Consider the following 23,637-nt stretch of genomic DNA (forward strand, 5'->3'; position numbering starts at 1 on the left):
CTGTCGCCTGCGGTGATCGTTGACGGGAGTCGTTCGACGGTGATCGTTCCGGTGGTGGTCCTTCCGGCGGTGATCCTTTCGGCGGTGACGGTGGCGCTGGGTGCTGCTGCGCTGCGGTCACTGTCGGTCCGATCGTGCCGCGGCTGATCGTTCTTACGGTCACGCCAGTGCTGCCGCTCGCGCGCTCCCGTAACTCTGGCTGGTGATCCCTCCGGCGGTGATCCTTCCGGCGGCGATGGTGGCGCAGGGTGCTGCTGCGCTGCGGTCACTGTCGGTCCGGTCCTGCCGCGCCTGATCGTTCTTACGGTCACGCCAGTGCTGCCGCTCGCGCGCTCCCGTAACTCTGGCTGGTGATCGTTCTGGCGGTCACGCCAGTGCTGCCGCTGGAGCGTTCCTGTCACACTCGCCGTGATCATGGCACCAGGTGATCATGCTGAGCGCCACGCTGGCGCTGCTCGCGGAGCACTCCTGCAGCACTCACCGCGATCGGGCGACGGACCGTGATCGTTCCGATGGTCACCATGATGCTGTTGCTGGAGCGTTCCCGTCCCGCTCGCGACGATCTTGCCCATGTGATCGTTCTGGCGGTCACGTGAGCGCTACCCGTCGAGCGCTGCTGTATCGCACGCAGCGATCAAGCGGTCTCGCCGTGGTAGTTCCTGCGAGGGCCTGAGCGCTGCCCGCAGCGTTCTCTCGCGCCGCGAGCAGCGATCAAGCAAGTGAGCCCATGATCGTTCTGGGGTCACCCCAGTGCTGCCGATGGAGCGTTCCTGTCGCACTCGCGGCGGTCATCGCGCAGGTGATCGTTCTGACGGTCGCCCCAGTGCTGCCGCTGAAGCGTTCCTGTCACACTCGCGGCGGTCATCGCGCAGGTGATCGTTCTGACGGTCGCCCCAGTGCTGCCGCTGAAGCGTTCCTGTCACACTCGCGGCGGTCATCGCGCAGGTGATCGTTCTGACGGTCACGGGAGCGGGGTCGGTGTTGCGCTCCTGTCCCTCTCGGAGTGATCCTGCCCGGCCTGCGGGTCAGGGGCGCTGGGGCTGGTTCAGCATGCGGTCGACCTCGGCGCGGTCGAGGCCCGCGAGCTTCGCGACCTGGTCCGGGGCGAGGCCGGCGGCGGCCAGCCGACGGACGACGGAGCCGAGTTCCTCGCGCCGGTGCCGCATCTCCTCCGCGAGCCTGCTCAGCTCCTCCTGCTGGCTCTGCAGCTCGACCGTCGCGCCGACCGCGCGCACCGGGTCGTCGAGGAGCACGGCGAGGAGCCGGTCGCGGGCGTCGCCACGGCGAGGGTCGATCACGCCGTGGGGCTGTGCGGCCCGCGCCCGCGCCGCAAGGGCGTGCTGGACGGCTGCGGCGACGGTCCGGCTGGACCCCGCCTCCTCCGGTCCTGGCTGCTCCGTGGTGAGCGGCTCGAGCGCACCGCTGTGCGCCGCGTCCTGCTGGTCGGTGGCCGGCCGCTCGGGCCCCGGGTGCTCGGAGTCCGGGTGCTCGGAGTCCGGGCGCTCGGAGTCCGGGCGCTCGGAGTCCGGGCGCTCGGACGCGGCGTACGAGTCGAGGGTCCCGCTCTGGGAGGCAACCGTGGGCGCGACGGGTCCCTGCTCGGCCGGGCGCTGCCCGTCCTCGGCTGCGAGCCCGTCCTCGGCTGCGAGCCCGTCCTCGGCTGCGAGTCGGTCCTCGGCTGCGAGCTCGTCCTCGCGCGGGGTGTCGACCGGTCGGGCTGCCTCGGCCGCGGCATCTTCGGGTGCTCGGTCGGCGTCGTCGGCAGAGCCGGCGGCCGCGGTGGAGGTGGAACCAGCTGTGGCAGCGACGTCGGCCGGTCCGGCCGCTCCGGCGCCGGGCGCGGTGGTCGAGTGCGGCGGCGCCGTGGCGTCGACGGGGCGGCGGGCTCGTGCTGCGGGATCGGCTCCGCCGAGAGCACTCTCGGCCGTGGCACTCGCGGGACGGGGCTCGGCATCCGAGGGCGCCGCACCTGTCGAGGCGGCCTCCTCGTCGCCGACCGGCGTACGGAGCCCGAGTGCGGCAGCGCCGAGACCGACCGCTCCGAGCGCCGCGAGCTGGGCGGTGGTGGGGCGCTCGTCTGCCGGGGCGACTGCATCGGCGACGGCCCCCTCCCGCCCGTTCCGCTGGTCGGCGACACCCTGCTCGGCAGTCCCCTGCTGCACGGTCCCTCGCTCGGCGACCCTCTGCTCGGCAGGTCCCTGCTCGCCCCGCTCGACGACGCCCTGCTCGACGACGCCCTGCTCCGCGGCCGCCCCCTGCTCGGCGGCCCCGGGCGCAGCCTCTCCCTGCTCCGCGGCGCGGGCCCGGGCGTACGGGGTCGGCGCGCCCTTGGCCGCCTCGGTCAGCCGGGCGGCGCGGGCCTCGGGCGTGAGCACGGGGGCGTCGGCCACCTCGTCCTCCTGGACGGGCCGGGCTCCTGCCGGGTCCGCCACCGCCCGCTCGGCCTCGGCCGAAGCGGGAGCCGCCTCGTCCGCCGCGGCGGCGACGTCTGGCGCCACTGCATCCGCCTCCGGACCGCGGTGCGGCGAGGCGGCCCGGGGGCCGGCTGCCGCGCCCAGGGCGTCGGACGCCCTCGCCTGCCGCGCGTTCGCGTCGGTCTCGGCGTCGGCCTCGACCTCCGCCGCGCCCCGGTCGGCGAGCGAACGGGCCGGCGCGGGCTGCGCACCGTCGGCGGTCGCGCGGCCCCCGGTGCGCGCCGCGCCGGCCCCGCCCGCGGTACCCGGCACATCGGCGGGCGACTCCGCCGAGCCGGGATCGCCCGTCGCGGCGCGGCGGGCCTCGGCCTGGATGGCGGCGGCGTGCTCGGCCGCCGCGCGGTGGGCGCGGGCGCGGGCGAGCAGGACGTCGGACTGCACGGGGAGCGGCGCGGTGTCGGCCTCCTGTACGGCCACGGCGTCGGCCACCGTCCGCGGGCGCGACTGCTCGGCGCTCCCGACGCCCGCCGCCACCGCGACCGGGACGGCCTCGGGGGCGGGGCGCGGAGCGGGCATCTCGCCGACCGACTCGCCGGTCCAGTCCGCGTGCGTGGGCTCGGCCACGGGGCGGCTCTTCGCCTTGCCGCGCACCGCACGAACAACGACGATCACGACCGCGATCACCAGTGCCGCGGCCCCGACGCCCAGCGGCACGAGGACGTCAGCCGAGAACGCCTGCTCCATGGGCGCGCACGCTACGCCGATCTACGTCACGGTGCGCAGTCGTTCTATCCGGAGCGTGACCCCGAGGTCGACCGGTCCGAACGGGGCGCGTCGTCGCTGTCGGACGGTCGTCCGGAGCCGGACGAGGACGTGCCCGCGCCGTTGCGCTCGCCGTTCGACTGACTGCCGCGCGGTTCGTCGGAAGGCCCTGACCTGCCGTTTCGACCCTTCGATGCATCGCCGGGGGCGGCGGGAGCCGGCCGGACCGCGCCAACCTTGACCGTCTCCGACACCTCGTCGGACCCGGTCTTCGCCGCAGGCTCGGCCCCGGACGTGGGCGTGTCACCGGGCGTGTCCGACCCCGCCGACGACGTGGTGACGCCGGACTTTTCAGCCGATCCGGTGTCCCCGGATCGCTTCACCGAGGGCCGCGCCGAGACCGCGGAGACCGCGACGGTGCGATCCGGTTCCACCTGCCGCGCAGGCGGTCCGGGCTTCTCGCCGTCCTCATCGGACGACGCGAGCGGCACCATGGCGGTGGCGGGCTCGGCCTCGTCGTCGGGCTCCGGGCGGTTCTCGCCGCGGGCCTCGGAGGCGGGCCGGAAGAGATCGCCGGGCGCGGAACCGGGCCCGGACTCGGGACGACGGACCACCGTCGTCTCCTCGACGGGCGAGCCGGCCTTCACCCCGGACTGCGAGGGCGTCTGCGACGGGGCGGCACCCGGCAACGGCTGGGCGGCGGCCCCTGCGGCCGGGCCCTCGGCGGGCGCGGGCTTGGGACGCGGGCTGGGCCGGCCCGGCCGCTCGGTCCGGGCGTCCTCCCCCTTCGGCGGCGAGGACGTACCGGATGCCGGCGGGGTCACGGCGAACCGGGCGGTCGGGGCGCCGAGCAGGCCCTCGAGCTGGCCGCGCAGCCGCGTCAGCTCGGCGACGACGGCATCGCGCTGGCGGCTCAGCTCGGCGAGCTCGGTCCGCGCGCTCTCCTGCTGCTTGCGCAGCGACTCGGCCTCGTTCCGGGCGTCGCGCCGAGCGGCGGAGCGGATCTCCTCGGCCTCCTCCTCGGCGGCCTGGAGGATGCTCTGCATCCGGTCGGTGAAGGAGCCGATCATGTCGGGCGAGTCGGGTCCGCCCGGGCGCGGCCGCGGGGTGGGACGCGGGCGGCCCCCCGGGGGCGGCCCCGGCGGCGGGCCCATCGGTCCGCCGGGCCCCGGGGGCCGCTGCGGGCCCATGCCCGGAGGGGGCGGCCCCACGACCGGGAAGGGATGGCTGCGAGCGGCGTCGAGGTCCGCGCGCATGCGGGCCAGGACCCGCTGCAGGCGCGCCACGTGCTCGTCGACCTGCCTGCGGTCGTAGCCGCGGAGCACGACGTCGAACCTCGGGGCACCGAGCGAACGCTCTCCCCCGTCAGCCGTCATGTCCCGACCCTTTCCGTCGCCGCCCCGCCACTCACCTCGCCGAGGGTAGGGAGATCCGTACTCGCGTTCAGAAGCGTTCACCCTAACGGAGCACGACTCCACCCGGCCAGTCGACTTGCGACAGCGGGCCGTGGAGCACTCACCCTCGCCACGGTCCCACGAGCCCCGACGCGCCTACCATCGGGTCCGTGGACACCTCGCTCAAGTCGACGCTGCACCGGCGCGGCCTGCGGATGACGCCCCAGCGCCAGCTGGTCCTCGACGCGGTCCGCGAGCTGGGGCACGCCACGCCCGAGCAGATCTGCACCCAGGTCCAGCGCGCGGCGCCCGCGGTGAACATCACCACCGTGTACCGCACGCTCGATCTGCTGGAGGAGCTGCGGCTCGTCCGGCACACGCATCTCGGGCACGGTGCGCCGACCTATTCGGAGCGCGAGCACGAGCACGTCCACCTCGTGTGCCACCACTGCGGCGCGGTGAGCGAGGCACCCACGGCCCTGATGGAGGCGCTGGCCGACCAGCTGCGCGCGCAGGAGGACTTCGAGCTCGACGTCACGCACGTCGCGCTCTCCGGGCGGTGCGCGCGCTGTCGCGAGGCCGACCGGAAGGCCGCCGACGAGCTCGAGGAGAAGGAGACACACGCGTGACCGAGGTACCCGAGGTCCCCGAGGGGCCGGCCGGGCAGCCGGACCCCGACGCCGCCGTTCCCGCGCACCGTGGCGACCCGCTCGCCGAGCAGCGCGCCATGGCCCGTTCGGCCGCCGTCGTCGACCGTTCCCACCGCGGCGTGATCGCGGTGCCGGGCGAGGAACGCCTGAGCTGGCTGCACCTGCTGCTGAGCCAGCACGTCAGCGAGCTGCCGGAGGGCGCAGGCACCGAGGCGCTGATCCTCGACGCACAGGGGCGGGTGCTCCACCACGCCCTCGTCTCGCACGTCGGCGACACGGTCTGGCTCGACACCGAACAGGACGACCTGGCCGAGCTGCTCGCCTACCTGCAGAAGATGGTGTTCTGGTCGAAGGTCGAGCCGCGCGACGCGACCGCCGAGCTGGCCGTGCTGTCGCTGGTGGGCCCGGACACCGCCGCCGTGCTCGCGGCGGCCGGTCTCGCGGTGCCCGAGGGCGCCCACGCGAGCGCCGCGATCCCGGAGGGCGGGCTCGTCCGGCGCATGCCGTGGCCCGGGCCCGACGCCGCCGACGTGCTCGTCCCCCGCGGCGGGCGTGACGCCTGGTGGGCCCGGCTGACGGCCGCGGGCGCCCGCCCGGCCGGGACGATGGCCTTCGAGGCGCTCCGGGTGGAGGCCCGGCGCCCCCGCGTGCACCTCGACACGGACGACCGGACCATCCCGCACGAGGTCGACTGGATCCCGTCGGCCGTGCACCTCACCAAGGGCTGCTACCGCGGCCAGGAGACCGTCGCCCGCGTCGCCAACCTCGGGCGCCCGCCGCGCCGGCTGGTGCTGCTGCACCTCGACGCCGGCGACGAGGAGCTGCCCGTGACCGGCGACCCCGTCCAGAAGGACGGGCGCACCGTCGGGCGTGTGGGGAGTGTCACACAGCACCACGAGCTGGGCTCGGTGGTGCTGGCCCTGCTCAAGCGTTCGGTGCCCGCCGACGCCGAGCTGGTCGCGGGAACCGGGGAGCGGGCCTCGCCCGCGGCCATCGACCCGGACTCCTACGCGCCCGACGACGGTGCCCCGCCGCCCGGGCGGGCCGCTCAGCTCCGCGTGCGCTAACCGTCCCGCTGCCGGGCCGCGACCCGGCCCCAGAAGTCGCGGAGCCGGTTGTAGCACTCCGTGGCCCCGTCGAGGTCCCCCGCGCGCAGCAACCGCAATGCGCGCCGGACCTCGGCGGCCGAGTCGTCGGCGCGCAGGGCGGCATCGTCGAGCAGGTCGACGAGACCGCCGTAGTCGAGCTCGACGATCGAGTTCCGGTCGAACCGCTCGAGCCAACCGTGCGTCTCGGCGAGCACCTCGGCGGGCCCCTCGTCGCCGAGGGCGGCGCGCACCACCCGCCCGGCCTGCGCCGCCCGCCCGAGCGCCTTGGTGATCGGCACCCGCCACCACACACGGCGCTGCGCATCCAGGCTGACCTGCCGTTCCTCGGCGTCGACCAGGGCGAACCAGGGCAGCGGGACGGTCCACGCGGCCGTGACGACGTGGGCCGCGGAGTCCCCGAGCTCGGCCACGGCCCGCTCCGCCCGGCGGCGCGCGGCGGACTCGGGCACCACGAGCGCGGAGGACCGCAGCACCGGGTCCTCCTCGGCCAGGAAGCCCAGCACGGCCGCTGCTGCCCGCGGGCGGGTGTCGAGCGGACAGACGAACGGTTCGCCGCCCTCACCGCCGAGGACCAGCACGTCGACCGGGGCGCCGGCCCCACCGCCGGCGTCGCCCGGCAGGAGCCGCCCGTGCAGCATCGCCCGCAGGCAGAGCTCGCGCTCCCGCCGGCCCGCCCGGTCCGGCCGGACGGCCCCGCGCGCGAGCCCCGCCCGCACGGCGGCGCCCGACGCGCCGTCGAACGCACGCAGCGGCTCGTAGACCCGCAGGTAGGAGAGGAACGGCGACGGCACGGTCCGAGATCCTTCCGCACCGGCCCGCCCGGCGGACACGGCCTCCGCACGATCCGGTGGCCGGTGCGGCGCGGACCGCGCACGGAAGTCCGTCACACCGTGGATGCCACGTCGCACGCTCGCGGTCCCGCACGGTACTGTGGGTCCCAGGACAGTGATGACACAGACGGGGCCGCCGAGACATCCGGCCGCCCCTTCCCTGTTGTAAGGGGGACCAGCCATGGGGCGCGGACGAGCCAAGGCCAAGCAGACGAAGGTGGCCCGAGCGCTCAAGTACAGCTCCCCCACCATGGATCTCGATGCGTTGCAGCGGGAGATCGGCAGTGGGACGGCGGTAACCGACGACGACGAGTCGTACGACGAGTACGCCGAGCGCTACGGGTCGTACGCCGACGACGAGGACGACGAGCGCCGCTAGCGCGGTCCTCCCGCCCGCCGCCGGGGCGGCTGTTCAGCACCACCGCACGTCACCGACGCACCCTCCCACCCGTCGTCGGACGGGTGGGAGGCGTTCGTCGGGGCGGCGCGACTCTCGTGCCTGTGCGCGAGACGTGAGTCTTCCCACGCCCGTCGCGCCACGCCCGGGCGATGGACGCGTACGGGCACCGGTCACGCTCCGGCGTCACCGGGTTCCGCTGCAGGTCAGCGGCGTTCCGTGGACATCCCCGGACACGGGATCGGACGTACCGCCCACCCTGCGGCGATCGATCTTCACCCGATAGCATCACACCGACGAGAAGGCGGTGTGTGATGCGCGGGAACCTGTTCGCGGTGGCGGTCGACCTGGTGATCCTGACCGTGCGCCGTGACCAGCTCAACGTGCTGCTCGTCCGGCGCGGGGAGCGGCCCTACGAGAGCCACTGGGCGTTGCCCGGCGGTTTCGTCCGCGCCGACGAGGACCTCGGGGACACCGCGGCGCGGGAGCTGGCCGCGCAGACCGGCGCAGCCACCCAGGGCGCGGTGCAGGGGCACCTCGAGCAGCTGAGCGGGTACGCCGCACCGGACCGGGACCCGCGCGGCCGGGTGCTCAGCATGGGCTACCTCGCGCTGCTCCCCGACGTGCCGGACCCCGAGCCGACCGGCGGCCCGTCGGCGGCGTTCCTGCCCGTCGAGGACGTCTACGGGCTGGCCTTCGACCACGACACGATCCTCGCCGACGGCGTCGAGCGCGCCCGGGCGAAGCTGGAGTACACCACCCTCGCCGCGGCCTTCTGCCCGCCGGAGTTCACGGTCACCGACCTGCGCCGGGTCTACGAGGCGGTGTGGCGCACCGAGATCGACCCGCGCAACTTCCAGCGCAAGGTGACCTCCACGCCGGGCTTCCTCATCCCCACCGCCACCCGGGTCACCGGGGGCCGCGGGCGGCCGCCGCAGCTCTTCCGCCGCGGCCCGGCCACCGCGCTGCACCCGCCGATGCTGCGCGAGCCGGTCTCCGTGGCCCACGCCTGAGCGGCGGGGTCCGCCCGTCAGAAGCGGGGGTGCTCGCCCACCAGCTGCACCCGGGCCCCGGCCCTGCCGGAGGCCTCCCCGTCCGCGCGCCGGACGTCGCCGAGCACCCAGGCCGGCACGTGCCGGGCGGTGAGGACGGCGAGGGCGCGGTCGACGTCGTCGGGCGGCAGGACCGCCACCATGCCGACGCCCATGTTGAAGGTCTTCTCCATCTCGCCGCGCTCGACCCGGCCGCGGCCCTGGATGAGCTTGAACACCTGGTCCGGGGTCCAGGACCCGCGGTCGGCGACCGCCACCAGGCCGTCCGGCAGCACGCGCTCGAGGTTGCGGGCCAGTCCGCCGCCGGTGATGTGCGCGAAGGTGCGCACCCCGGTCTCGGCGGCCAGCGCCAGGCAGTCCCGGGCGTAGATGCGGGTCGGGACCAGCAGCTCCTCGCCCAGGGTGTGGCCGAACTCCTCGACGTGCCCGTCGAGCGGCATCCGGGCGATGTCCAGCAGCACGTGCCGGGCGAGCGAGTAGCCGTTGGAGTGCAGACCGGAGGACTCCATCGCGACCAGCACGTCGCCGGGGCGGACGCGCTCGGGCCGCAGCATGGCCTCGGCCTCGACGATCCCGACCCCGGTGGCCGACAGGTCGTACCCGCCGGCCTCCATCAGGCCGGGGTGCTCGGCCGTCTCGCCGCCGAGCAGCGCGCAGCCCGCCTGCTGGCAGCCCTCGGCGATGCCCTTGACGATCGTGGCGACCTGCGTGGGCACGAGCTTGCCGACGGCGATGTAGTCCTGCAGGAACAGCGGCTCCGCTCCGCAGACCACCAGGTCGTCGACCACCATCGCGACCAGGTCGAGGCCGATGGTGTCGTGCTTGTCCATGGCCTGCGCGATGGCGACCTTGGTCCCCACCCCGTCCGTCGACGCGGCCAGCACCGGCTCGGTGTACTTGCCGAGCTTGGGCGCGAACAGCCCGGCGAACCCACCGATCCCGCCCAGCACCTCGGGGCGCGTGGCCTTCTCGGCGTAGGGCCGGAGCTGCTCGACGGCCTCCTCACCCGCCTCGATGTCCACGCCCGCGGCGGCGTAGCTGGCGTGCGGGTCCTGCTCGGGGGTCGACGGGGAGGTCGGCATGGGTCGGGCTCTCGTTCCTGGAGGGAGGTCTCGGACGCGGGGGCACCCGCGTCCGCCGGGTCGGCGGGCGTGCGCCGCCCCGGCCGCCCGGCCCGCGGTGGCGGACCGGGCCGGCACAGGCCTCAGGGCCTGTTCAGGGCTTCCGCAGCACCGTAGCCGACGGACAGCGGCGTCGGGGTGTCCCGGCCGTTCTCCCGCAGCGGTCCGGGGTCGCCGGACGCCGCGCCCGCGGCCTCGAGCGCCGGGGCCTCGAGGAGGTGCTTGCCCAGCCGGGCCTCCTCGGGCAGCGGGATCGGGTACTCGCCGTCGAAGCAAGCGCAGCACAGCCGGCTGCGCGGCTGCTCGCTGGCGGCGACCATGTTGTCCACCGACACGTACGCGAGGGAGTCGGCCCCGATCGAGCGCCGCACGCCCTCGGTGTCCAGCCCGCTCGCGACGAGCTCCGCCCGGCTGGCGAAGTCGATGCCGTAGAAGCAGGGCCAGCGCACGGGCGGCGAGGCGATCCGGACGTGCACCTCGAGCGCCCCGGCCTCGCGGAGCATCCGGACGAGCGCGCGCTGGGTGTTGCCGCGGACGATCGAGTCGTCCACCACGACCAGGCGCTTGCCGCGGATGACGTCGCGCAGCGGGTTGAGCTTGAGCCGGATGCCGAGCTGGCGGATGGTCTGCGAGGGCTGGATGAAGGTCCGGCCGACGTAGGCGTTCTTGACCAGGCCCTGGCCGTAGGGGATGCCCGAGCCCTGGGCGTAGCCGATCGCGGCCGGGGTGCCGGACTCGGGGACCGGGATCACCAGGTCCGCCTCGACCGGGGACTCCTGGGCCAGCCGGCGCCCGATCTCGACGCGCGCGCCGTGCACGGAACGGCCCACGATCGTGGTGTCCGGGCGGGCCAGGTAGACGTACTCGAAGACGCAGCCCTTGGGCTCCGGGGCGGCGAACCGCGCGCTGCGCATGCCGTCCGCGTCGATCGCGAGCAGCTCGCCCGGCTCGACCTCGCGGACCATCGAGGCGCCGACGATGTCCAGTGCCGCCGTCTCGCTCGCGACGACCCAGCCCCGCTCCAGCCGGCCGAGGACCAGCGGGCGGACGCCGTGCGGGTCGCGGGCGGCGTAGAGGGTGCTCTCGTCGGCGAAGACGAAGGAGAAGGCACCGCGCACCCGCGGCAGCAGCCGCATCGCGGCCTCCTCCAGGCCGGTGTCGGCGGCGGAGGCGGCGAGCAGCTCGGCGACCAGGTCCGAGTCCGTGGTGGCCTGCACCCCGGAGTCGCGGCCCTTGTCCTGGAGCTTCCCGACCTCGTCGCGCAGCTCCGCGGTGTTCACCAGGTTGCCGTTGTGCCCGAGGGCCAGGCCGCTCCCGGTGGCGGTGGTGCGGAAGACCGGCTGCGCGTTCTCCCAGGTCGTGGATCCGGTGGTGGAGTACCGGCAGTGGCCGACGGCCACGTGGCCGCGCAGCGAGGACAGGGTCTGCTCGTCGAAGACCTGGCTGACCAGCCCGAGGTCCTTGAAGACGACCATCCGGCGGCCGTCCGACACGGCGATGCCGGCGGCCTCCTGCCCGCGGTGCTGCAGGGCGTAGAGGCCGTAGTACGTCAACTTGGCCACGTCCTCCCCGGGAGCCCAGACGCCGAAGACGCCGCACTCCTCCTTGGGGGAGTCGTCGACCGCGGGGTCGGCGGTGGCGGAGGGGGTGTCGGAGTGGACGGGGGTCTCGTTCCGGCTGGAACTCAACGCACTCGCTCCTCGGGGAACTCGGGGTGGCGGCTACTCGATGGTACGCCGCCGCAGGCCCGGAACCCATCCAGCGGGACCGGCGTCACCGAACCACCGGCCCTGCCCGAGGTCGCAGCCGAGCCGCCGGAGCCGCTCCGCCTGCAGGTCCGTCTCCACCCACTCGGCGGTGACCTCGAGGCCGAGGGCGTGGGCCATCGCGACCAACGAGCCCACGATGCTCTCGTCCACCGGGTCCGGGCGCTCGTGCCGGAGCCCGTCGATGAACGAGCCGTCGATCTTCAACGCGTGCACCGGCAGCCGGCGCAGCCAGGCGAGGCTGGAGTAGCCGGTGCCGAAGTCGTCGAGGGCGAGCCGCACGCCCGCGGCGCGCAGCGCGGACAGCGCGTCCATGGTGGCGGGTTCGTCGCCCAGCACCGCCTGCTCGGTGATCTCGAGCTGCAGCCGGTCCGGGGCGAGCCCCGTCTCGGCGAGCCGGGTGACCACCTCCTCGACGAACCCGGGCTCCGGCAGCTGCACCGGGGAGACGTTGACGCTCACGTAGGGCGCGTCGACGCCCAGCTCCTGCTGCCAGGAGGCCGCCTCCCGGCAGGCCTCGGCCAGCACCCACCGGCCGAGCGGGACGATCGCGCCGCTGCGCTCGGCGAGCTCGATGAACCGGCCGGGCCCGAGCAGCCCCTGCTCGGGGTGCTCCCACCGCACGAGCGCCTCGACGCCGCGCACCGACCGGTCCGCCAGCCGCACCAACGGCTGGTAGGCCAGCCGGAACTGGTCCCGCTCGACGGCCCCGCGCAGGCTCGCGAGCAGCGCGAACCGGGCCGCCTCGCCCGCGTCGCGCTCCGGGTCGAACACCGCGCGGGTGCCGCCGCCCTGACTCTTCGCCCAGGACAGCGCCACGCCCGCCGCGCGCTGCAGCTCGGCCGGGCACTCCGACGCCGTGCCGCCCTCGGCGATCCCGATGCTGGCCGTGACCCCGATCCACCGGCCCGAGACGTGGAAGGGCGCGGCGAGGGCCTCCAGCAGCCGGTCGGCCACCGCCGACACCTCGCCGACGCCCTCGGGGTCGGTCAACAGCACGGCGAACTCGTCGCCGCCGGTCCGGGTGACCAGGTGCGGGCCGGCCGCGGTGCGCAGCCGGTCGGCCAGCGCGGCCAGCAGCTCGTCGCCCACGGCGTGCCCGTGGATCTCGTTGACCCGGCGGAAGTCGTCCACGTCGATCGCGCACAGCCCCACCCGGGTCGCCGAGCCGGCGAACGCCTGCTGCACGGCCTCCTCGGTGATGTCCCGGTTCGGCAGCCGGGTGAGCCGGTCCCGCGACGACGCCTCGACGAGCCGGGTCCGCAGCCGGTACCGCTCGGAGACGTCCTCGATCACGCCGATGAGGTGGCTCGGCCGGCCCGTGTCGTCCCGGATCAGCGAGCCGGTGACGTGCCCCCAGACGTACATCCGGGTCGGCCCGGCGAACCGGACGTCGATGCTCACGGTGTCCGGGGTGCCGGAGACCAGACGGCGGTAGGCGGCGTCGAACGCCTCGTAGTCGTCCGGGTGGATGAAGTCGGACACCGGCCGCGGCAGGGTGGGGCGCTCCGCCATGCCCAGCATCCGGCAGGCGGCCGGGTTGAGGTCGACCACCTCGCCCTCGAGCGTCGCGATGGCGATGCCGACCGGGCCCTGGGTGTAGATCGTGCGGTAGTGCGACTCGCTCTCCGCGAGCGCCTTCTCGACGTCGCGGCGGGCCCGCAGGGTGGCCCGCATGAGGTCCTCCTGCGCCTGGTGGGCGCGGAACCGCAGAGCACCGGCGAACCCGGCGGCCAGCTCGTCGAGCGCGAGGGACAGCCGCTGCCGGTCCGCCGGCGAGGTCATCCCGAAAGCGCCCGGGGCGGCCTCGCGCAGCAGCCGGACGGTGCCGGGCAGGACGTCCTCCGGCGCCGCCCCGACCAGTCCGGCCCGGTCCCCGCAGAAGCCCGACGCGGCCAGGTCCGACCCGATCCCCCGGACGGCCAGCGGCCAGAAGGGTTCGGCCCGCAGCGAGGCCCCCAACCGGGTGAGCAACGACGCGAGCACGCCGGCGTCCTCGACCCCTGCGTTCGGCAGCAGCTCGGCCCAGCGCTCCGCGAGCGAGCGGATCTCGGGTCCCGGCTGCTCGCCGAGGATCCCGCCGAGCCCCCCGACGGCCCCGGCCGCCGCCGTGCGCAACAGTGCGGCCGGCAGGTCGTCGGGGCCCGGGAGGCTACCCACTGCCACCACGCAGCCACCTCCCGTCGCCCGTCAGGCCCGTCCGTGTGCCGATCGGGGCAATCTTCGACCTCGAGACGCCGTTTCGCCACCAGGACGGCCCAGGCATCGCCCGTTCCGGGGACGCGGCGGGCACCCCGGACGGTGGTCCTCAGCGCAGCGGGAGCAGCGCCCCGACCTCCGGGGCGCGGGACCCCGACGCGCTCACCGTGCCCGATCCCACAGCGTTCGTCCAGTTCAGACGGCCCGTCGCGAGCGCGAGCCAGGTGCGGGCGTCCGTCTCGACGATGTTCGGCGGGGTGCCGCGGGTGTGCCGCGGCCCCTCGATGCACTGGATCGCCGCGTAGGGCGGGATCCGGACCTCGACGCTGTGGCCGGGCGCCCGCTCGGCGAGGGCGGCGAGGGACTCCTTGACGGCCTCCTTGATCACGCTGCGTGGCGGGGCGGCGCCGCCGGCCAGCCACGCGTCGAGCAGGTCCGCCTCGCCGGCCGGGTCGGTCACGCGCTCGATCACAGCGTCTCGGCGCCCGCCCGGGCCTCGCGGTCGGCCTCGAACAGCGCGGGCAGGGTGCCCTCCCACGCCGCGCGCAGCTCGGCGAGCGGCAGCGGGGCGACGTCGTCGATCGCGAGCCCGGCGCCCGCCGCCTCGCTCGCGCCGACCGTGCCGAGACGCTCGGCGGGGACACCGGCCTCGGCCGCCGCGGCGAGCAGCTCGTCGGCCGCCTCGGGGGCCACCGTGACCAGTACGCGCCCGGTGCTCTCCGAGAACAGGGCGACGAACGGGTCCACCGCCAGCGCTGCCGGCAGCGCGACGGTCGCACCGTGCCCGCCGACCAGGGCCGCCTCGACCAGGGCCTGGGCCAGGCCGCCCTCGGACAGGTCGTGGCTGCCGGTCAGCACGCCGGCCTGCGCGACCAGCAGCTGCGCCAGCCGCTGCTCGTGCGCCAGGTCGACCGCCGGGGGCTCGCCGCCGAGGTGCCCGTGCACCACGTGCGCCCACTCGCTGCCGCCCAGCTCGTCGGCCGTCGACCCGAGCAGGACGACGACGTCGCCCTCGCGGCGGAAGCCGGAGGGGACGCGGGCGGCCACGTCGTCGATCACGCCGAGCACGCCGACGACCGGGGTCGGCAGGATCGCCTGGGTACCCGTCTGGTTGTAGAAGCTGACGTTCCCGCCGGTGACAGGGATGCCGAGCTGTGCGCAGCCGTCGGCCAGACCGCGGACGGCCTCGGAGAACTGCCACATGACGTGGGGGTCCTCCGGCGAGCCGAAGTTCAGGCAGTTGGTCACGGCGAGCGGCACGGAGCCCGAGGTCGCGACGTTGCGGTAGGCCTCGGCCAGGGCGAGCTGCGCCCCCGCGTAGGGGTTCAGGGCCGCGAACCGGGCGTTGCAGTCGGTGGCGACGGCGATCCCGCGGCCGGTGGACTCGTCGACCCGGACCACGCCAGCGTCGGCGGGCTGCGCGGCGGCGGTGTTGCCGCGGACGTACCGGTCGTACTGGTCGGTGACCCACGCGCGGCTGCAGAGGTTCGGCGAGGCGGCCATGCGGAGGATCTCCGCGCGCAGCTCGGAGGGCGCCGACGGCCGGGGCAGCGCGGCCGGGGTGTCGGCCACCAGCTCGTCCTGGCCGGGGCCCCGTTCGACGGGCCGCCGGTAGACGGGGCCGTCGTGCGCGACGGTGCGCGGCGGCACGTCGACCACGGTCTCGCCGTGGAAGTCGATGACCAGCCGGTCCCCGTCGGTGACCTCGCCGATCACCGTGGCGATCGTGTCCCACTTGCGGCAGACGGCCATGAACGCCTCGACGTTCTCCGGCGCCACGACCGCGCACATCCGCTCCTGCGACTCGCTGGAGAGGATCTCGGCGGGGGTCATCCCGGCGGCGCGCAGCGGGACGGCGTCGAGGTCGATGTGCATGCCACCGTCGCCGGCGCTGGCCAGCTCGGAGGTGGCGCAGGAGAGGCCGGCGCCGCCGAGGTCCTGGATGCCGACCACCAGCCCGGCGTGGAACAGCTCCAGGCAGCACTCGATGAGCACCTTCTCGGTGAACGGGTCGCCCACCTGCACGCTCGGCAGCTTCTTGCGGCCGGTGCCCTCGCCGAAGGTCTCGCTGGCCAGCACCGAGACGCCGCCGATGCCGTCGAGCCCGGTCCGGGCGCCGAACAGGATGATCTTGTTGCCGGTGCCGGAGGCGAAGGCCAGGTGCAGGTCCTCGGTCCGCATCGCGCCCACGCACAGGGCGTTGACCAGCGGGTTGCCGGCATAGCTGGCGTCGAACACGACCTCGCCGCCGACGTTGGGCAGCCCCAGGCAGTTGCCGTAGCCGCCGATCCCGGCGACCACGCCGGGCAGCACCCGCGCGGTGTCCGGGGCGTCGGCAGGGCCGAAGCGCAGCGGGTCGCCGACCGCGATCGGCCGCGCCCCCATCGCCATGATGTCCCGGACGATGCCGCCCACACCGGTCGCGGCGCCCTGGTAGGGCTCGACGTACGACGGGTGGTTGTGCGACTCGACCTTGAACGTGACGGCCCACCCGTCGCCGATGTCGACCACGCCGGCGTTCTCGCCGATTCCGGCGAGCATCTTCTCCTTCATGGCGTCGGTCGTGGTCTCCCCGAAGTAGCGCAGGTGGACCTTCGAGGACTTGTAGGAGCAGTGCTCGCTCCACATCACCGAGTACATCGCCAGCTCGGCGTCCGTGGGCCGACGGCCCAGGATCTCGCGGATGCGGGCGTACTCGTCGTCCTTGAGGCCGAGCTCGCGGAAGGGCTGCGGCTGGTCGGGCGAGGCCGCGGCGTTCGCGACGGTGTCGATCGGGATGTCGGTGACGGTGCGGGCGTCGAGCTCGGTCACGGGTACCAGCGTAAACGCCGCGGAGGACTGGTCTCGCGAGCCGTCCGTCACCCGGGCACGTGACGCGCTTCGTCCGGTTCGCGACGATCCCGACGGACGAGGGGACGGCCGTGCGCGCCGAGGCCTGGTCACCGGCCGTTCGACCCGGTCCGCCGCGGCCGGATCCCGGGTAACGTCGGTCACGAGGGGCGGGTGCGGAGGAGGCCGGTCGTGTCGAAGGTCGTGCTGCGGATCGCGCAGATCGTCGGGGTGCTCGTGCTGGCGGGGATCGCGATCAGCGTGGCCGTCGGGCTGGTGCAGTGGCTCCTGGGGATCGCGCTGATCGTCGCGATCCCGGTGGGGGCCTACTGGATCTACAAGCAGGTCAAGGCGCGCAGGCAGCCGCCGGCGCTGGCCACGGGCGCTCCCGTGACGCTCGGCCCGGGCTCCACGGCGAGCGGGACGGCCCGCGCCACCGACCGGCGGGCGGAGCTGGAGGGCCGCGCGGTGCTCGACGCCTCCGGCCGCTGCGGGTGGTGCGGCTCGGCGACCCTGCACAAGGACGAGTTCGGCTTCCCGACCACGCCGCTCAACTACCACCGCGCCGAGATCGACGCGATGCTCTGACCCGCCCGGGCGGACCTCAGGTGCCGGGCAGCTTGACCACGCTGACGAAGAAGTGGTCGATCTGCTTGATGGCCTCGATGAAGCCGTCGAAGTCGACCGGCTTGGTCACGTAGGCGTTCGCGTGCAGCTGGTAGCTGCGCAGCACGTCCTCCTCGGCCTGCGAGGTGGTGAGCACGATGACCGGGATCGAGCGCAGCTCCTCGTCCGCCTTGACCTCGGCGAGCACCTCGCGACCGTCGCGGCGGGGCAGGTTGAGGTCGAGCAGGATCAGGTCCGGCCGCGGGCTGTCCCGGTAGGGCTCCTCGTTGCGCAGGTAGGCCAGCGCGGCCGCGCCGTCGGTGACGACGTCGAGCCGGTTGTGCAGGTGCTCCTCGAAGGCCTCGCGGGTCATGAGGACGTCGCCCGGGTCGTCCTCGACCAGCAGGACGTTGACGACGCGGGCGGGATCGGTGAGGGCTTCGCTCACGAGGACTCCTTGCTCGGGACCGCGCCGGCGAGGGCCGGGTCGGCGGGGGGCGGGGCGGCCGGGGACACCGGCAGGGTCAGGCGGAAGGTGGTGCCGGGCTCGTCCGCCGCGCCGTGGTCGACCCAGATTCGGCCACCGTGGAACTCGACGATCTTCTTGGCCAGGGCCAGCCCGATGCCGGTCCCGGCGTAGACCTCCCGGCCGTGGAGCCGCTGGAAGATCACGAAGATCTTGTCGACGAACTCGGGCTCGATCCCGATGCCGTTGTCCGACACCGAGATCTCCCACTCGTCGCCGCGCAGCACGGCGTCGACGCGCACGAGCGGCGGCACGTCGGCGCGGTGGAACTTCAGCGCGTTGCCGATCAGGTTCATCAGCAGCTGCTGAATCAGCGACGGATCGCCCGGCACGGTCGGCAGGCCGTCTGCGATCGCGACCTCGCCGCCCGTCTCCTCCACGGCGGAGGCCAGCTGGGTCGCGGCGGCCCGGGCGACCTTGTTCAGGTCGACCGGCTCGAAGCCGGTGGTGGTGCGGCCGACGCGGGAGAAGGCCAGCAGGTCGTTGATCAGCCGCTGCATGCGCTGCGCGCCGTCGACCGCGAACTCGATGTACTGGTCGGCCCGCTCGTCGAGCTTGCCGCCGTAGCGCCGCTGCAGCAGCTGGCAGAAGCTCGACACCTTGCGCAGCGGTTCCTGCAGGTCGTGGCTGGCGACGTAGGCGAACTGCTCCAGATCGCGGTTGGAGCGCTCGAGGTCGCGGGTGCGGTCGTCGAGCTGCGCGTTGGCCTCCTGCAGCTCGTCGACCTCGCGCTGGATGTGCGAGCGCATCGCCTCGACGTCGGCGCCGAGCTCCACGATCTCCCGCGGGCCGCTGCCGAGCACCCGCGTGCCGACCGAACCCTGGACCACCTGCCGGGTCTGCCCCGCGAGCCGGCGGATCGGGCTGAGGATGACCTTGCGCAGCCCGATCGCGGCGAGGAGCAGGAACACCGCGGCCACGACCGTGATCGCGATCCCGACGACGGCCAGGAAGGTGATCGACGAGTCGAGCCGCTGCCGGGCGGCCAGCCGCTCGTCCTGCAGACCGACCAGCAGCCCGGCAGAGGCCGCACGGACCTCGTTGAACAGCTGCCGGCCCTGCTGGGCGTCCGGGATCGGCGCGCCGGTCCGGGCCGCGGCGATCGTGGGTTCGGCGTAGTCGCGCCGCCAGGTGTCCGCCGCGGTCTCGACCCGCTGCAGCGCCGTGCCGAGACCGGCGCCCGGGAAGGTCCGGTCGAACGGCCGGAGCACGTCGACGGCCGCCGCTTCGGCGGCCCGGCCGTTCACGTACGGGGCGAGGAACTCGTCGTTGGCCAGGATGGTGTAGCCGCGGACGCCGGTCTCCTGGTCGAGCAGCGCCGCGGACAGGTTCTGCCCGGCGGTGACGGCCGGGGTGACGTCGTCGTAGAGCGCGGTGCGGGCGCCGGCGATCCGCATGACTGCCCACGCGCCGAGCGCGACCGCGAGCACGGACAGCAGCCCGAGGATCGTGGCGCCGACGGTGAACCAGCGGCGCAGCGTCCAGCGCTGCTGCGCGTCCTCCATCGTGGCCGGGTCGAGGCGCAGCCGGACCGGTCGACGCCGGCGGGCGGGAGCGGGCGCGGTCACTCGTCGCCCGCGAGGTCGGTGAGCAGCAGCATGGCGACGTCGTCGGCGAGCGGACCGCCGTTGATCCGCTCGACGTGCTCGACGAGCCTGCCCGGAAGCTCGGACATCGGGGTGTCCCGCTCCTTCCCGAGCACCTCGATCAGCCCTTCCTGCCAGAGCAGCTCGTCGGGCCGGGCGCCCCGGCCCTCGATCAGCCCGTCGGTGAACAGGAGCAGCGCCCATCCCGGCGCCAGCTCGACCACCTCGGGTTCCCACTTCGCGTCCCGCAGTACCCCGAGCGGCACGCCGACACGCGGGCGCAGCGACACCGGCTCGGGCCGCAAGGCGACGGGGGGCGGGTGGCCGGCCGCGCGGATCAGCACCCGGTCGCCGCCCGCGGGGGCGGGGTCGAACGTGAGCGTGCAGACGGTGGTGAACAGGGTGCGCTCGTGCCGCTCGCTGACCAGCACCTCCTGCAGCTTCGGCAACACCTGGGGCTCGTCGACGCCGGCCAGCACCAGCGCGCGCCAGGAGACCCGAAGCAGGGCACCGAGCGCGGCCTCGTCGGGGCCGTGGCCGGAGACGTCGCCGATGATCGCGTGCACGGTGCCCGACGGCCCGCGGACGGCGTCGAAGAAGTCCCCGCCGATCACGGCGCGGGTACGCCCGGAACGGTAGAAGGAGCGGCCGCGCACGGTGCTGCCGTCGAGCAGCAGCGAAGGCAGCAGGCCGCGCTCGAGACGCACCGACTCCGCGGCCACCAGCTGCTCCTCGCGCAGCCGCACCATGCTCGCCTCGGCGCGGCGGCGCTCGACGGCGTAGCGGATCGCCCGGATCAGCACGGCGCCGTCGGCCTTGTTCTTCACCAGGTAGTCCTGCGCGCCGACGCCGACCGCGGCGATCCCGAGGTGCTCGTCGTCGAGCCCGGTGAGCACGCACACGGCGGCGGACGGATCCGCCTGCAGCACCTCGCGCAGCCCGTCGAGCCCGCTCACCCCGGGCAGGTTGAGGTCCAGCAGCACGCAGTCCGCGGCCGGCAGCAGGTTCCGCTCGACGACCGCGCGCACGGACTCCGCGACGATGACCCGCACGGACGGGTCGACCTCGGCGAGCAGTTCCTGCACGAGGAAGACGTCACCGGGGTCGTCCTCGACCAGCAGGACCCGGTGGCTGGCCGCACCGGGCAGGGGTCGGGTCACGAACGGCCTCTCGGTCGGTGGAGCGGACCGCCAGCCTAATGGGGCGCAGTCGATCTCAGGCCGCGGGAGCACCCGCGAGCGTGCCCAGGACCGAGGTGAACAAACCCAACCCCTGCTCGGAGGGCCCGGTGAGCAGGTCGATGGCGTGCTCCGGGTGCGGCATGAGGCCCACGACCCGGCCGTTCTCGGAGGTGACGCCGGCGATGTCGGCCGCGGAGCCGTTGGGGTTGCCGCCGACGTAGCGGAACACCACGCGGCCCTCGGCCTCCAGCGCCTTCAACGTGTCCGGTGCGGCGACGAAGCGGCCCTCGGCGTTCTTCACCGGGACGAGGATCTCCTCGCCCCGGGTGAAGCCGCTGGTCCAGGCGGTCTCGGCGTTCTCGACGCGGAGCCTCTGGTCCCGGCAGACGAAGTGCAGCTTCTCGTTGCGGGTCAGCGCACCCGGCAGCAGCCCGGCCTCGCAGAGGATCTGGAAGCCGTTGCAGATGCCGAGCACCGGCAGGCCCTTGGCTGCCCCCTCGACGACCTCGCGCATGATCGGCGCGAGGCTCGCGATCGCGCCGGCGCGCAGGTAGTCGCCGTAGGAGAAGCCCCCGGGGACCACGACGGCGTCCACGCCCTGCAGGTCGTGGTCGCCGTGCCAGAGGGCGACGGGCTCGGCGCCGGCGTAGCGGACCGCGCGCGAGGCGTCGACGTCGTCGAGCGTGCCGGGAAACGTGATGACGCCGATCCGGGTGCTCATACCCGCGTCACCGTCCAGTCCTCGATCACCGGGTTGGCCAGCAGGTCGCCGGCGATGCGGTGCAGGGTCTCGTCGTCGACCGAGTCGTCGACCTCGAGCTCGAAGTGCTTGCCCTGCCGCACCTCGATGCCGGACACGCCGATCCGGGTGAGCGCGCGCGAGACCGCCTGGCCCTGCACGTCCAGGATCTCGGGCTTGGGCATCACGTCCACGACCACTCTCGCCACGCCGTCAAGCCTACGGTGAACTGGGACGACGACGCCGCCCCGCCCGGGTGAGGCTGCTGACACGCGGCGGGCACCCGGCCGCGCATGCCGCCCGCGCCGGGGCGGAGCAGGCTGGGGGGTATGCAACTCACGCACTACGGCCACGCCTGCGTGCTCGTCGACACCGGTTCCGCGCGCCTGCTGTTCGACCCGGGCGCCTTCTCGACCGGCTTCGAGCCGCTGACCGGCCTCGACGCGATCCTCGTGACCCACCAGCACTTCGACCACCTCGACGCCGACCGGCTCGCCGCGCTCCTGCGGGCCAATCCGGACGCCAGGCTGATCGTCGACGACGGCACCGCCGGGCAGCTCAACGGCCCGGAGTACGAGACCACCGCCCCCGGCGCGGTGCTCGAGGTCGCCGGCGCGCGGATCGAGGTGGTCGGCGACGGCGACCACGCCGTGATCCACCCGGACATCCCGGTCATCCGCAACAACGGCTACCTGGTCGACGACACCCTCCTGCACCCGGGCGACGCCTACGTCCCCCTGCCCGAGGGCCGCGACCCCGTCGACACCCTGCTGCTCCCGACGGGTGCGCCGTGGCTCAAGGCCGGCGACGCCGTGGACTACCTGCGGGCCATGACCCCGCGCACCGCCGTCCCGATCCACGAGGCGGTGCTCGCCAACCCGGCGATGCACTACGGCCTGTTCACCAACCTCGCCCCGAAGGAGACCACGGTCGCGGTGCTGGACCGGGAGAAGCCGACCGCCGTCTGACCCCTTGACCTCGACCCGGCTTCAGCTCCGAGGGTGGGCACGTCGACGACCCGAGGAGGAGACGTGCTGGTCATCAGGGTGGACGAGTTCGGCGGTCCCGAGGTGCTGCAACCGGTCGAGGTGCCGGACCCGGTCCCGGGTCCCGGCGAGGTCGTGGTGGAGGTCGAGGCAGCGGGGGTGCTCACCCTCGACACCCTGATCCGCCGCGGCGGGGCGCCGGGGCCCCGGTTCGCCACCCCGCTCCCCTACTTCCCCGGGCGCGGGGCGGCGGGCCGGATCCGGGCCGTCGGCGCGGGCGTGGACCCCGGCCGGCTGGGGCAGCGGGTCCTGGCCGACGTCGAGGGCGGAGCCTACGCCGAGCAGCTCGTGGCCCCGGTCGGCGCCCTCCTGCCCGTACCCGAGGGGCTGGAGGCCGCCGAGGCGATGGTGATGCTGCACGACGGCGGCACGGCGCTCGCGGTCTTCGGCGACGTCGGCGTGCGCCCCGGCGAGCTCGTGCTGGTCCTCCCGGCGGCGGGCGGCGTGGGCAGCCTGCTCGTCCAGCTCGCACGCAGCACCGGGGCGCGGGTGCTCGCCGCGGCACGGGGTGCGGAGAAGCTCGCGCTGGCCCGGTCGCTCGGCGCGGACCTCGCCGTCGACTACGGCGAGGCCGGGTGGGCCGACGCCGTCCGCCGGAGGGTCGGCCTGGTCGACGTCGTCGTGGACGGGGTCGGCGGCGCGCTCGGGCGGGCCGCGTTCGGCCTGGTCGCCGAGGGCGGCCGCTACTCCAACTACGGCATGGCGGGTGGCCCGCCGACCGAGGTGGACCCGGCGGAGGCGTACTCCCGGGGTGTCTCGGTGCGGGGCCTCGAGCAGCTCGCCGGGTCCGGGGGCGGCCGCCGGGCGCGTCAGGAGCGGATGCTGCGGGAGGCGGCCGCCGGGCGGATCCGGCCGGTGGTCGGGCGGCGGTTCCCGCTGGCGAAGGCGGCCGACGCGCACACCGCGCTGCAGGACCGCGAGATCGTCGGCAAGGCCGTGCTGGTCCCCTGAGTCCCCGGGCCGGCACCTCCGAACCGCACGTCCCGCGACGACGGGGACGTGCGGTTCGGGCGCCCGGAGGTGCCGGCTCGCGCCCTACTTCCGGGCGATGTCCAGCCAGGCGTACTCACCGACGAAGCGCTCCAGCACCGTGGCGTCGATGTTGTCCTTGGCCCACTGCCGGGCGACCACGTCGGCGGCCTCGGCCTCCGCCTGCGACGCCCAGGCGCTCATCGAGATGATCCTGCCCTCCTGGGTCATCACCCCGTAGGCGAGGTAGCCGGGCTGGGCCTGCATGAGCGGCAGGACACCGGCCTTCGCCTTCTCGATCATCTCCTGCTCGTCGCCGGCGAACGAGTAGATGACACAGCGACCGTGCGCCATGGCCCTCTCCCTTCTCGCGGTCGTGCGCGAGCCGGACAGGGTCCTCCGACGATCGAGGGAGCGCCAGGGCCTCGGTGCCCCGGGTGCCACCGGGGCCTCCGTGTCGC

21 protein-coding genes are annotated in these 23,637 nt (G+C 74.6%); 7 read left to right on the top strand and 14 right to left on the bottom strand.

The genetic code is table 11. The features are described 5' to 3' along the window. Positions 1-1,025: 1,025 nt before the first annotated feature. Positions 1,026-3,158 carry a hypothetical protein gene (locus tag LWC35_RS23480; protein ID WP_232872408.1) on the bottom strand — a complete coding sequence of 711 codons (2,133 nt, stop codon included), beginning with the start codon at positions 3,156-3,158 and terminating at the stop codon, positions 1,026-1,028. Positions 3,159-3,202: 44 nt separating this feature from the next. After that, positions 3,203-4,552 (bottom strand): hypothetical protein, encoded by a 1,350-nt coding sequence (locus LWC35_RS23485; RefSeq protein ID WP_232872448.1) that lies wholly within the window; start codon positions 4,550-4,552, stop codon positions 3,203-3,205. Between the two features lie 188 nt (positions 4,553-4,740). Between LWC35_RS23485 and LWC35_RS23490 the strand changes: the two genes are divergently transcribed. Next, positions 4,741-5,199 (top strand): Fur family transcriptional regulator, encoded by a 459-nt coding sequence (locus LWC35_RS23490; RefSeq protein ID WP_308194644.1) that lies wholly within the window; start codon positions 4,741-4,743, stop codon positions 5,197-5,199. Then, positions 5,196-6,287 carry a CAF17-like 4Fe-4S cluster assembly/insertion protein YgfZ gene (ygfZ, locus tag LWC35_RS23495; protein ID WP_232872409.1) on the top strand — a complete coding sequence of 364 codons (1,092 nt, stop codon included), beginning with the start codon at positions 5,196-5,198 and terminating at the stop codon, positions 6,285-6,287. Before LWC35_RS23490 ends, ygfZ begins: the two co-directional genes overlap by 4 nt. Here the strand turns inward: ygfZ and LWC35_RS23500 are convergent. Beyond that, positions 6,284-7,120, bottom strand: coding sequence for a DUF8083 family protein (locus tag LWC35_RS23500; protein ID WP_232872410.1), 837 nt, complete (start codon positions 7,118-7,120; stop codon positions 6,284-6,286). The two genes, ygfZ and LWC35_RS23500, sit on opposite strands and share 4 nt — an antisense overlap. Positions 7,121-7,340: 220 nt before the next feature. Here LWC35_RS23500 and LWC35_RS23505 point away from each other — a divergent pair, with 220 nt between their 5' ends. Both LWC35_RS23505 and LWC35_RS23510 read left to right on the top strand, forming a co-directional pair. After that, positions 7,341-7,538 carry a DUF3073 domain-containing protein gene (locus tag LWC35_RS23505; RefSeq protein ID WP_037049508.1) on the top strand — a complete coding sequence of 66 codons (198 nt, stop codon included), beginning with the start codon at positions 7,341-7,343 and terminating at the stop codon, positions 7,536-7,538. Positions 7,539-7,870: 332 nt separating this feature from the next. Then, on the top strand, positions 7,871-8,569 hold the full coding sequence (locus LWC35_RS23510; RefSeq protein WP_232872411.1) for an NUDIX hydrolase: 699 nt from the start codon (positions 7,871-7,873) through the stop codon (positions 8,567-8,569). 17 nt (positions 8,570-8,586) lie between these two features. Here LWC35_RS23510 and purM read toward each other — a convergent pair whose 3' ends face one another. The 5 genes from purM to purL all read right to left on the bottom strand — a co-directional run bounded on the left by purM (position 8,587) and on the right by purL (position 16,505). Continuing rightward, complete coding sequence (gene purM / locus LWC35_RS23515; protein WP_232872412.1) at positions 8,587-9,690, bottom strand: phosphoribosylformylglycinamidine cyclo-ligase; 1,104 nt, start codon at positions 9,688-9,690, stop codon at positions 8,587-8,589. A 122-nt stretch (positions 9,691-9,812) separates the two neighbouring features. After that, positions 9,813-11,417: an amidophosphoribosyltransferase gene (gene purF, locus LWC35_RS23520; protein WP_232872413.1), complete on the bottom strand. Its 1,605-nt coding sequence runs from the start codon at positions 11,415-11,417 to the stop codon at positions 9,813-9,815. Positions 11,418-11,450: 33 nt separating this feature from the next. Further along, positions 11,451-13,661 carry a putative bifunctional diguanylate cyclase/phosphodiesterase gene (locus tag LWC35_RS23525; RefSeq protein WP_232872414.1) on the bottom strand — a complete coding sequence of 737 codons (2,211 nt, stop codon included), beginning with the start codon at positions 13,659-13,661 and terminating at the stop codon, positions 11,451-11,453. Positions 13,662-13,803: 142 nt separating this feature from the next. After that, positions 13,804-14,154 carry a sterol carrier family protein gene (locus tag LWC35_RS23530; RefSeq protein WP_232872415.1) on the bottom strand — a complete coding sequence of 117 codons (351 nt, stop codon included), beginning with the start codon at positions 14,152-14,154 and terminating at the stop codon, positions 13,804-13,806. A gap of 8 nt (positions 14,155-14,162) precedes the next feature. Continuing rightward, on the bottom strand, positions 14,163-16,505 hold the full coding sequence (gene purL / locus LWC35_RS23535) for a phosphoribosylformylglycinamidine synthase subunit PurL (protein ID WP_232872416.1): 2,343 nt from the start codon (positions 16,503-16,505) through the stop codon (positions 14,163-14,165). 210 nt (positions 16,506-16,715) lie between these two features. On the opposite strand from purL, the gene LWC35_RS23540 reads away from it, so the two are divergent. Continuing rightward, complete coding sequence (locus tag LWC35_RS23540) at positions 16,716-17,111, top strand: hypothetical protein (RefSeq protein WP_232872417.1); 396 nt, start codon at positions 16,716-16,718, stop codon at positions 17,109-17,111. 16 nt (positions 17,112-17,127) lie between these two features. Here LWC35_RS23540 and LWC35_RS23545 read toward each other — a convergent pair whose 3' ends face one another. Genes LWC35_RS23545 through purS form a run of 5 tightly spaced genes read right to left on the bottom strand, consistent with a single transcriptional unit; the run spans position 17,128 to position 21,370 of the window. After that, positions 17,128-17,577 (bottom strand): response regulator, encoded by a 450-nt coding sequence (locus tag LWC35_RS23545; RefSeq protein ID WP_308194645.1) that lies wholly within the window; start codon positions 17,575-17,577, stop codon positions 17,128-17,130. Next, a complete protein-coding gene (locus LWC35_RS23550; protein WP_232872418.1) occupies positions 17,574-19,223 on the bottom strand; it encodes a sensor histidine kinase in 1,650 nt (549 codons plus the stop codon). The genes LWC35_RS23545 and LWC35_RS23550 overlap by 4 nt, the downstream gene beginning before the upstream one ends. Beyond that, positions 19,220-20,401, bottom strand: a complete 1,182-nt coding sequence (locus LWC35_RS23555; RefSeq protein WP_232872419.1) for a PP2C family protein-serine/threonine phosphatase — start codon at positions 20,399-20,401, stop codon at positions 19,220-19,222. The genes LWC35_RS23550 and LWC35_RS23555 overlap by 4 nt, the downstream gene beginning before the upstream one ends. A gap of 55 nt (positions 20,402-20,456) precedes the next feature. Then, positions 20,457-21,143 carry a phosphoribosylformylglycinamidine synthase subunit PurQ gene (gene purQ / locus LWC35_RS23560; RefSeq protein ID WP_232872420.1) on the bottom strand — a complete coding sequence of 229 codons (687 nt, stop codon included), beginning with the start codon at positions 21,141-21,143 and terminating at the stop codon, positions 20,457-20,459. After that, a complete protein-coding gene (gene purS, locus LWC35_RS23565; RefSeq protein ID WP_037049488.1) occupies positions 21,140-21,370 on the bottom strand; it encodes a phosphoribosylformylglycinamidine synthase subunit PurS in 231 nt (76 codons plus the stop codon). Before purS ends, purQ begins: the two co-directional genes overlap by 4 nt. A gap of 120 nt (positions 21,371-21,490) precedes the next feature. Between purS and LWC35_RS23570 the strand changes: the two genes are divergently transcribed. Together LWC35_RS23570 and LWC35_RS23575 are read left to right on the top strand one after the other, a co-directional pair. Beyond that, positions 21,491-22,129 (top strand): MBL fold metallo-hydrolase, encoded by a 639-nt coding sequence (locus LWC35_RS23570; protein WP_232872421.1) that lies wholly within the window; start codon positions 21,491-21,493, stop codon positions 22,127-22,129. Positions 22,130-22,192: 63 nt separating this feature from the next. After that, positions 22,193-23,158 carry a zinc-binding dehydrogenase gene (locus LWC35_RS23575; RefSeq protein WP_232872422.1) on the top strand — a complete coding sequence of 322 codons (966 nt, stop codon included), beginning with the start codon at positions 22,193-22,195 and terminating at the stop codon, positions 23,156-23,158. An 84-nt stretch (positions 23,159-23,242) separates the two neighbouring features. Here the strand turns inward: LWC35_RS23575 and LWC35_RS23580 are convergent, their stop codons facing one another. Further along, positions 23,243-23,530: an antibiotic biosynthesis monooxygenase gene (locus LWC35_RS23580; RefSeq protein ID WP_232872423.1), complete on the bottom strand. Its 288-nt coding sequence runs from the start codon at positions 23,528-23,530 to the stop codon at positions 23,243-23,245. Between the last annotated feature and the right edge of the window lie 107 nt (positions 23,531-23,637).

Origin of the sequence: Pseudonocardia kujensis (genome assembly GCF_021283305.1) — a bacterium.
Classification (GTDB): domain Bacteria; phylum Actinomycetota; class Actinomycetes; order Mycobacteriales; family Pseudonocardiaceae; genus Pseudonocardia; species Pseudonocardia kujensis.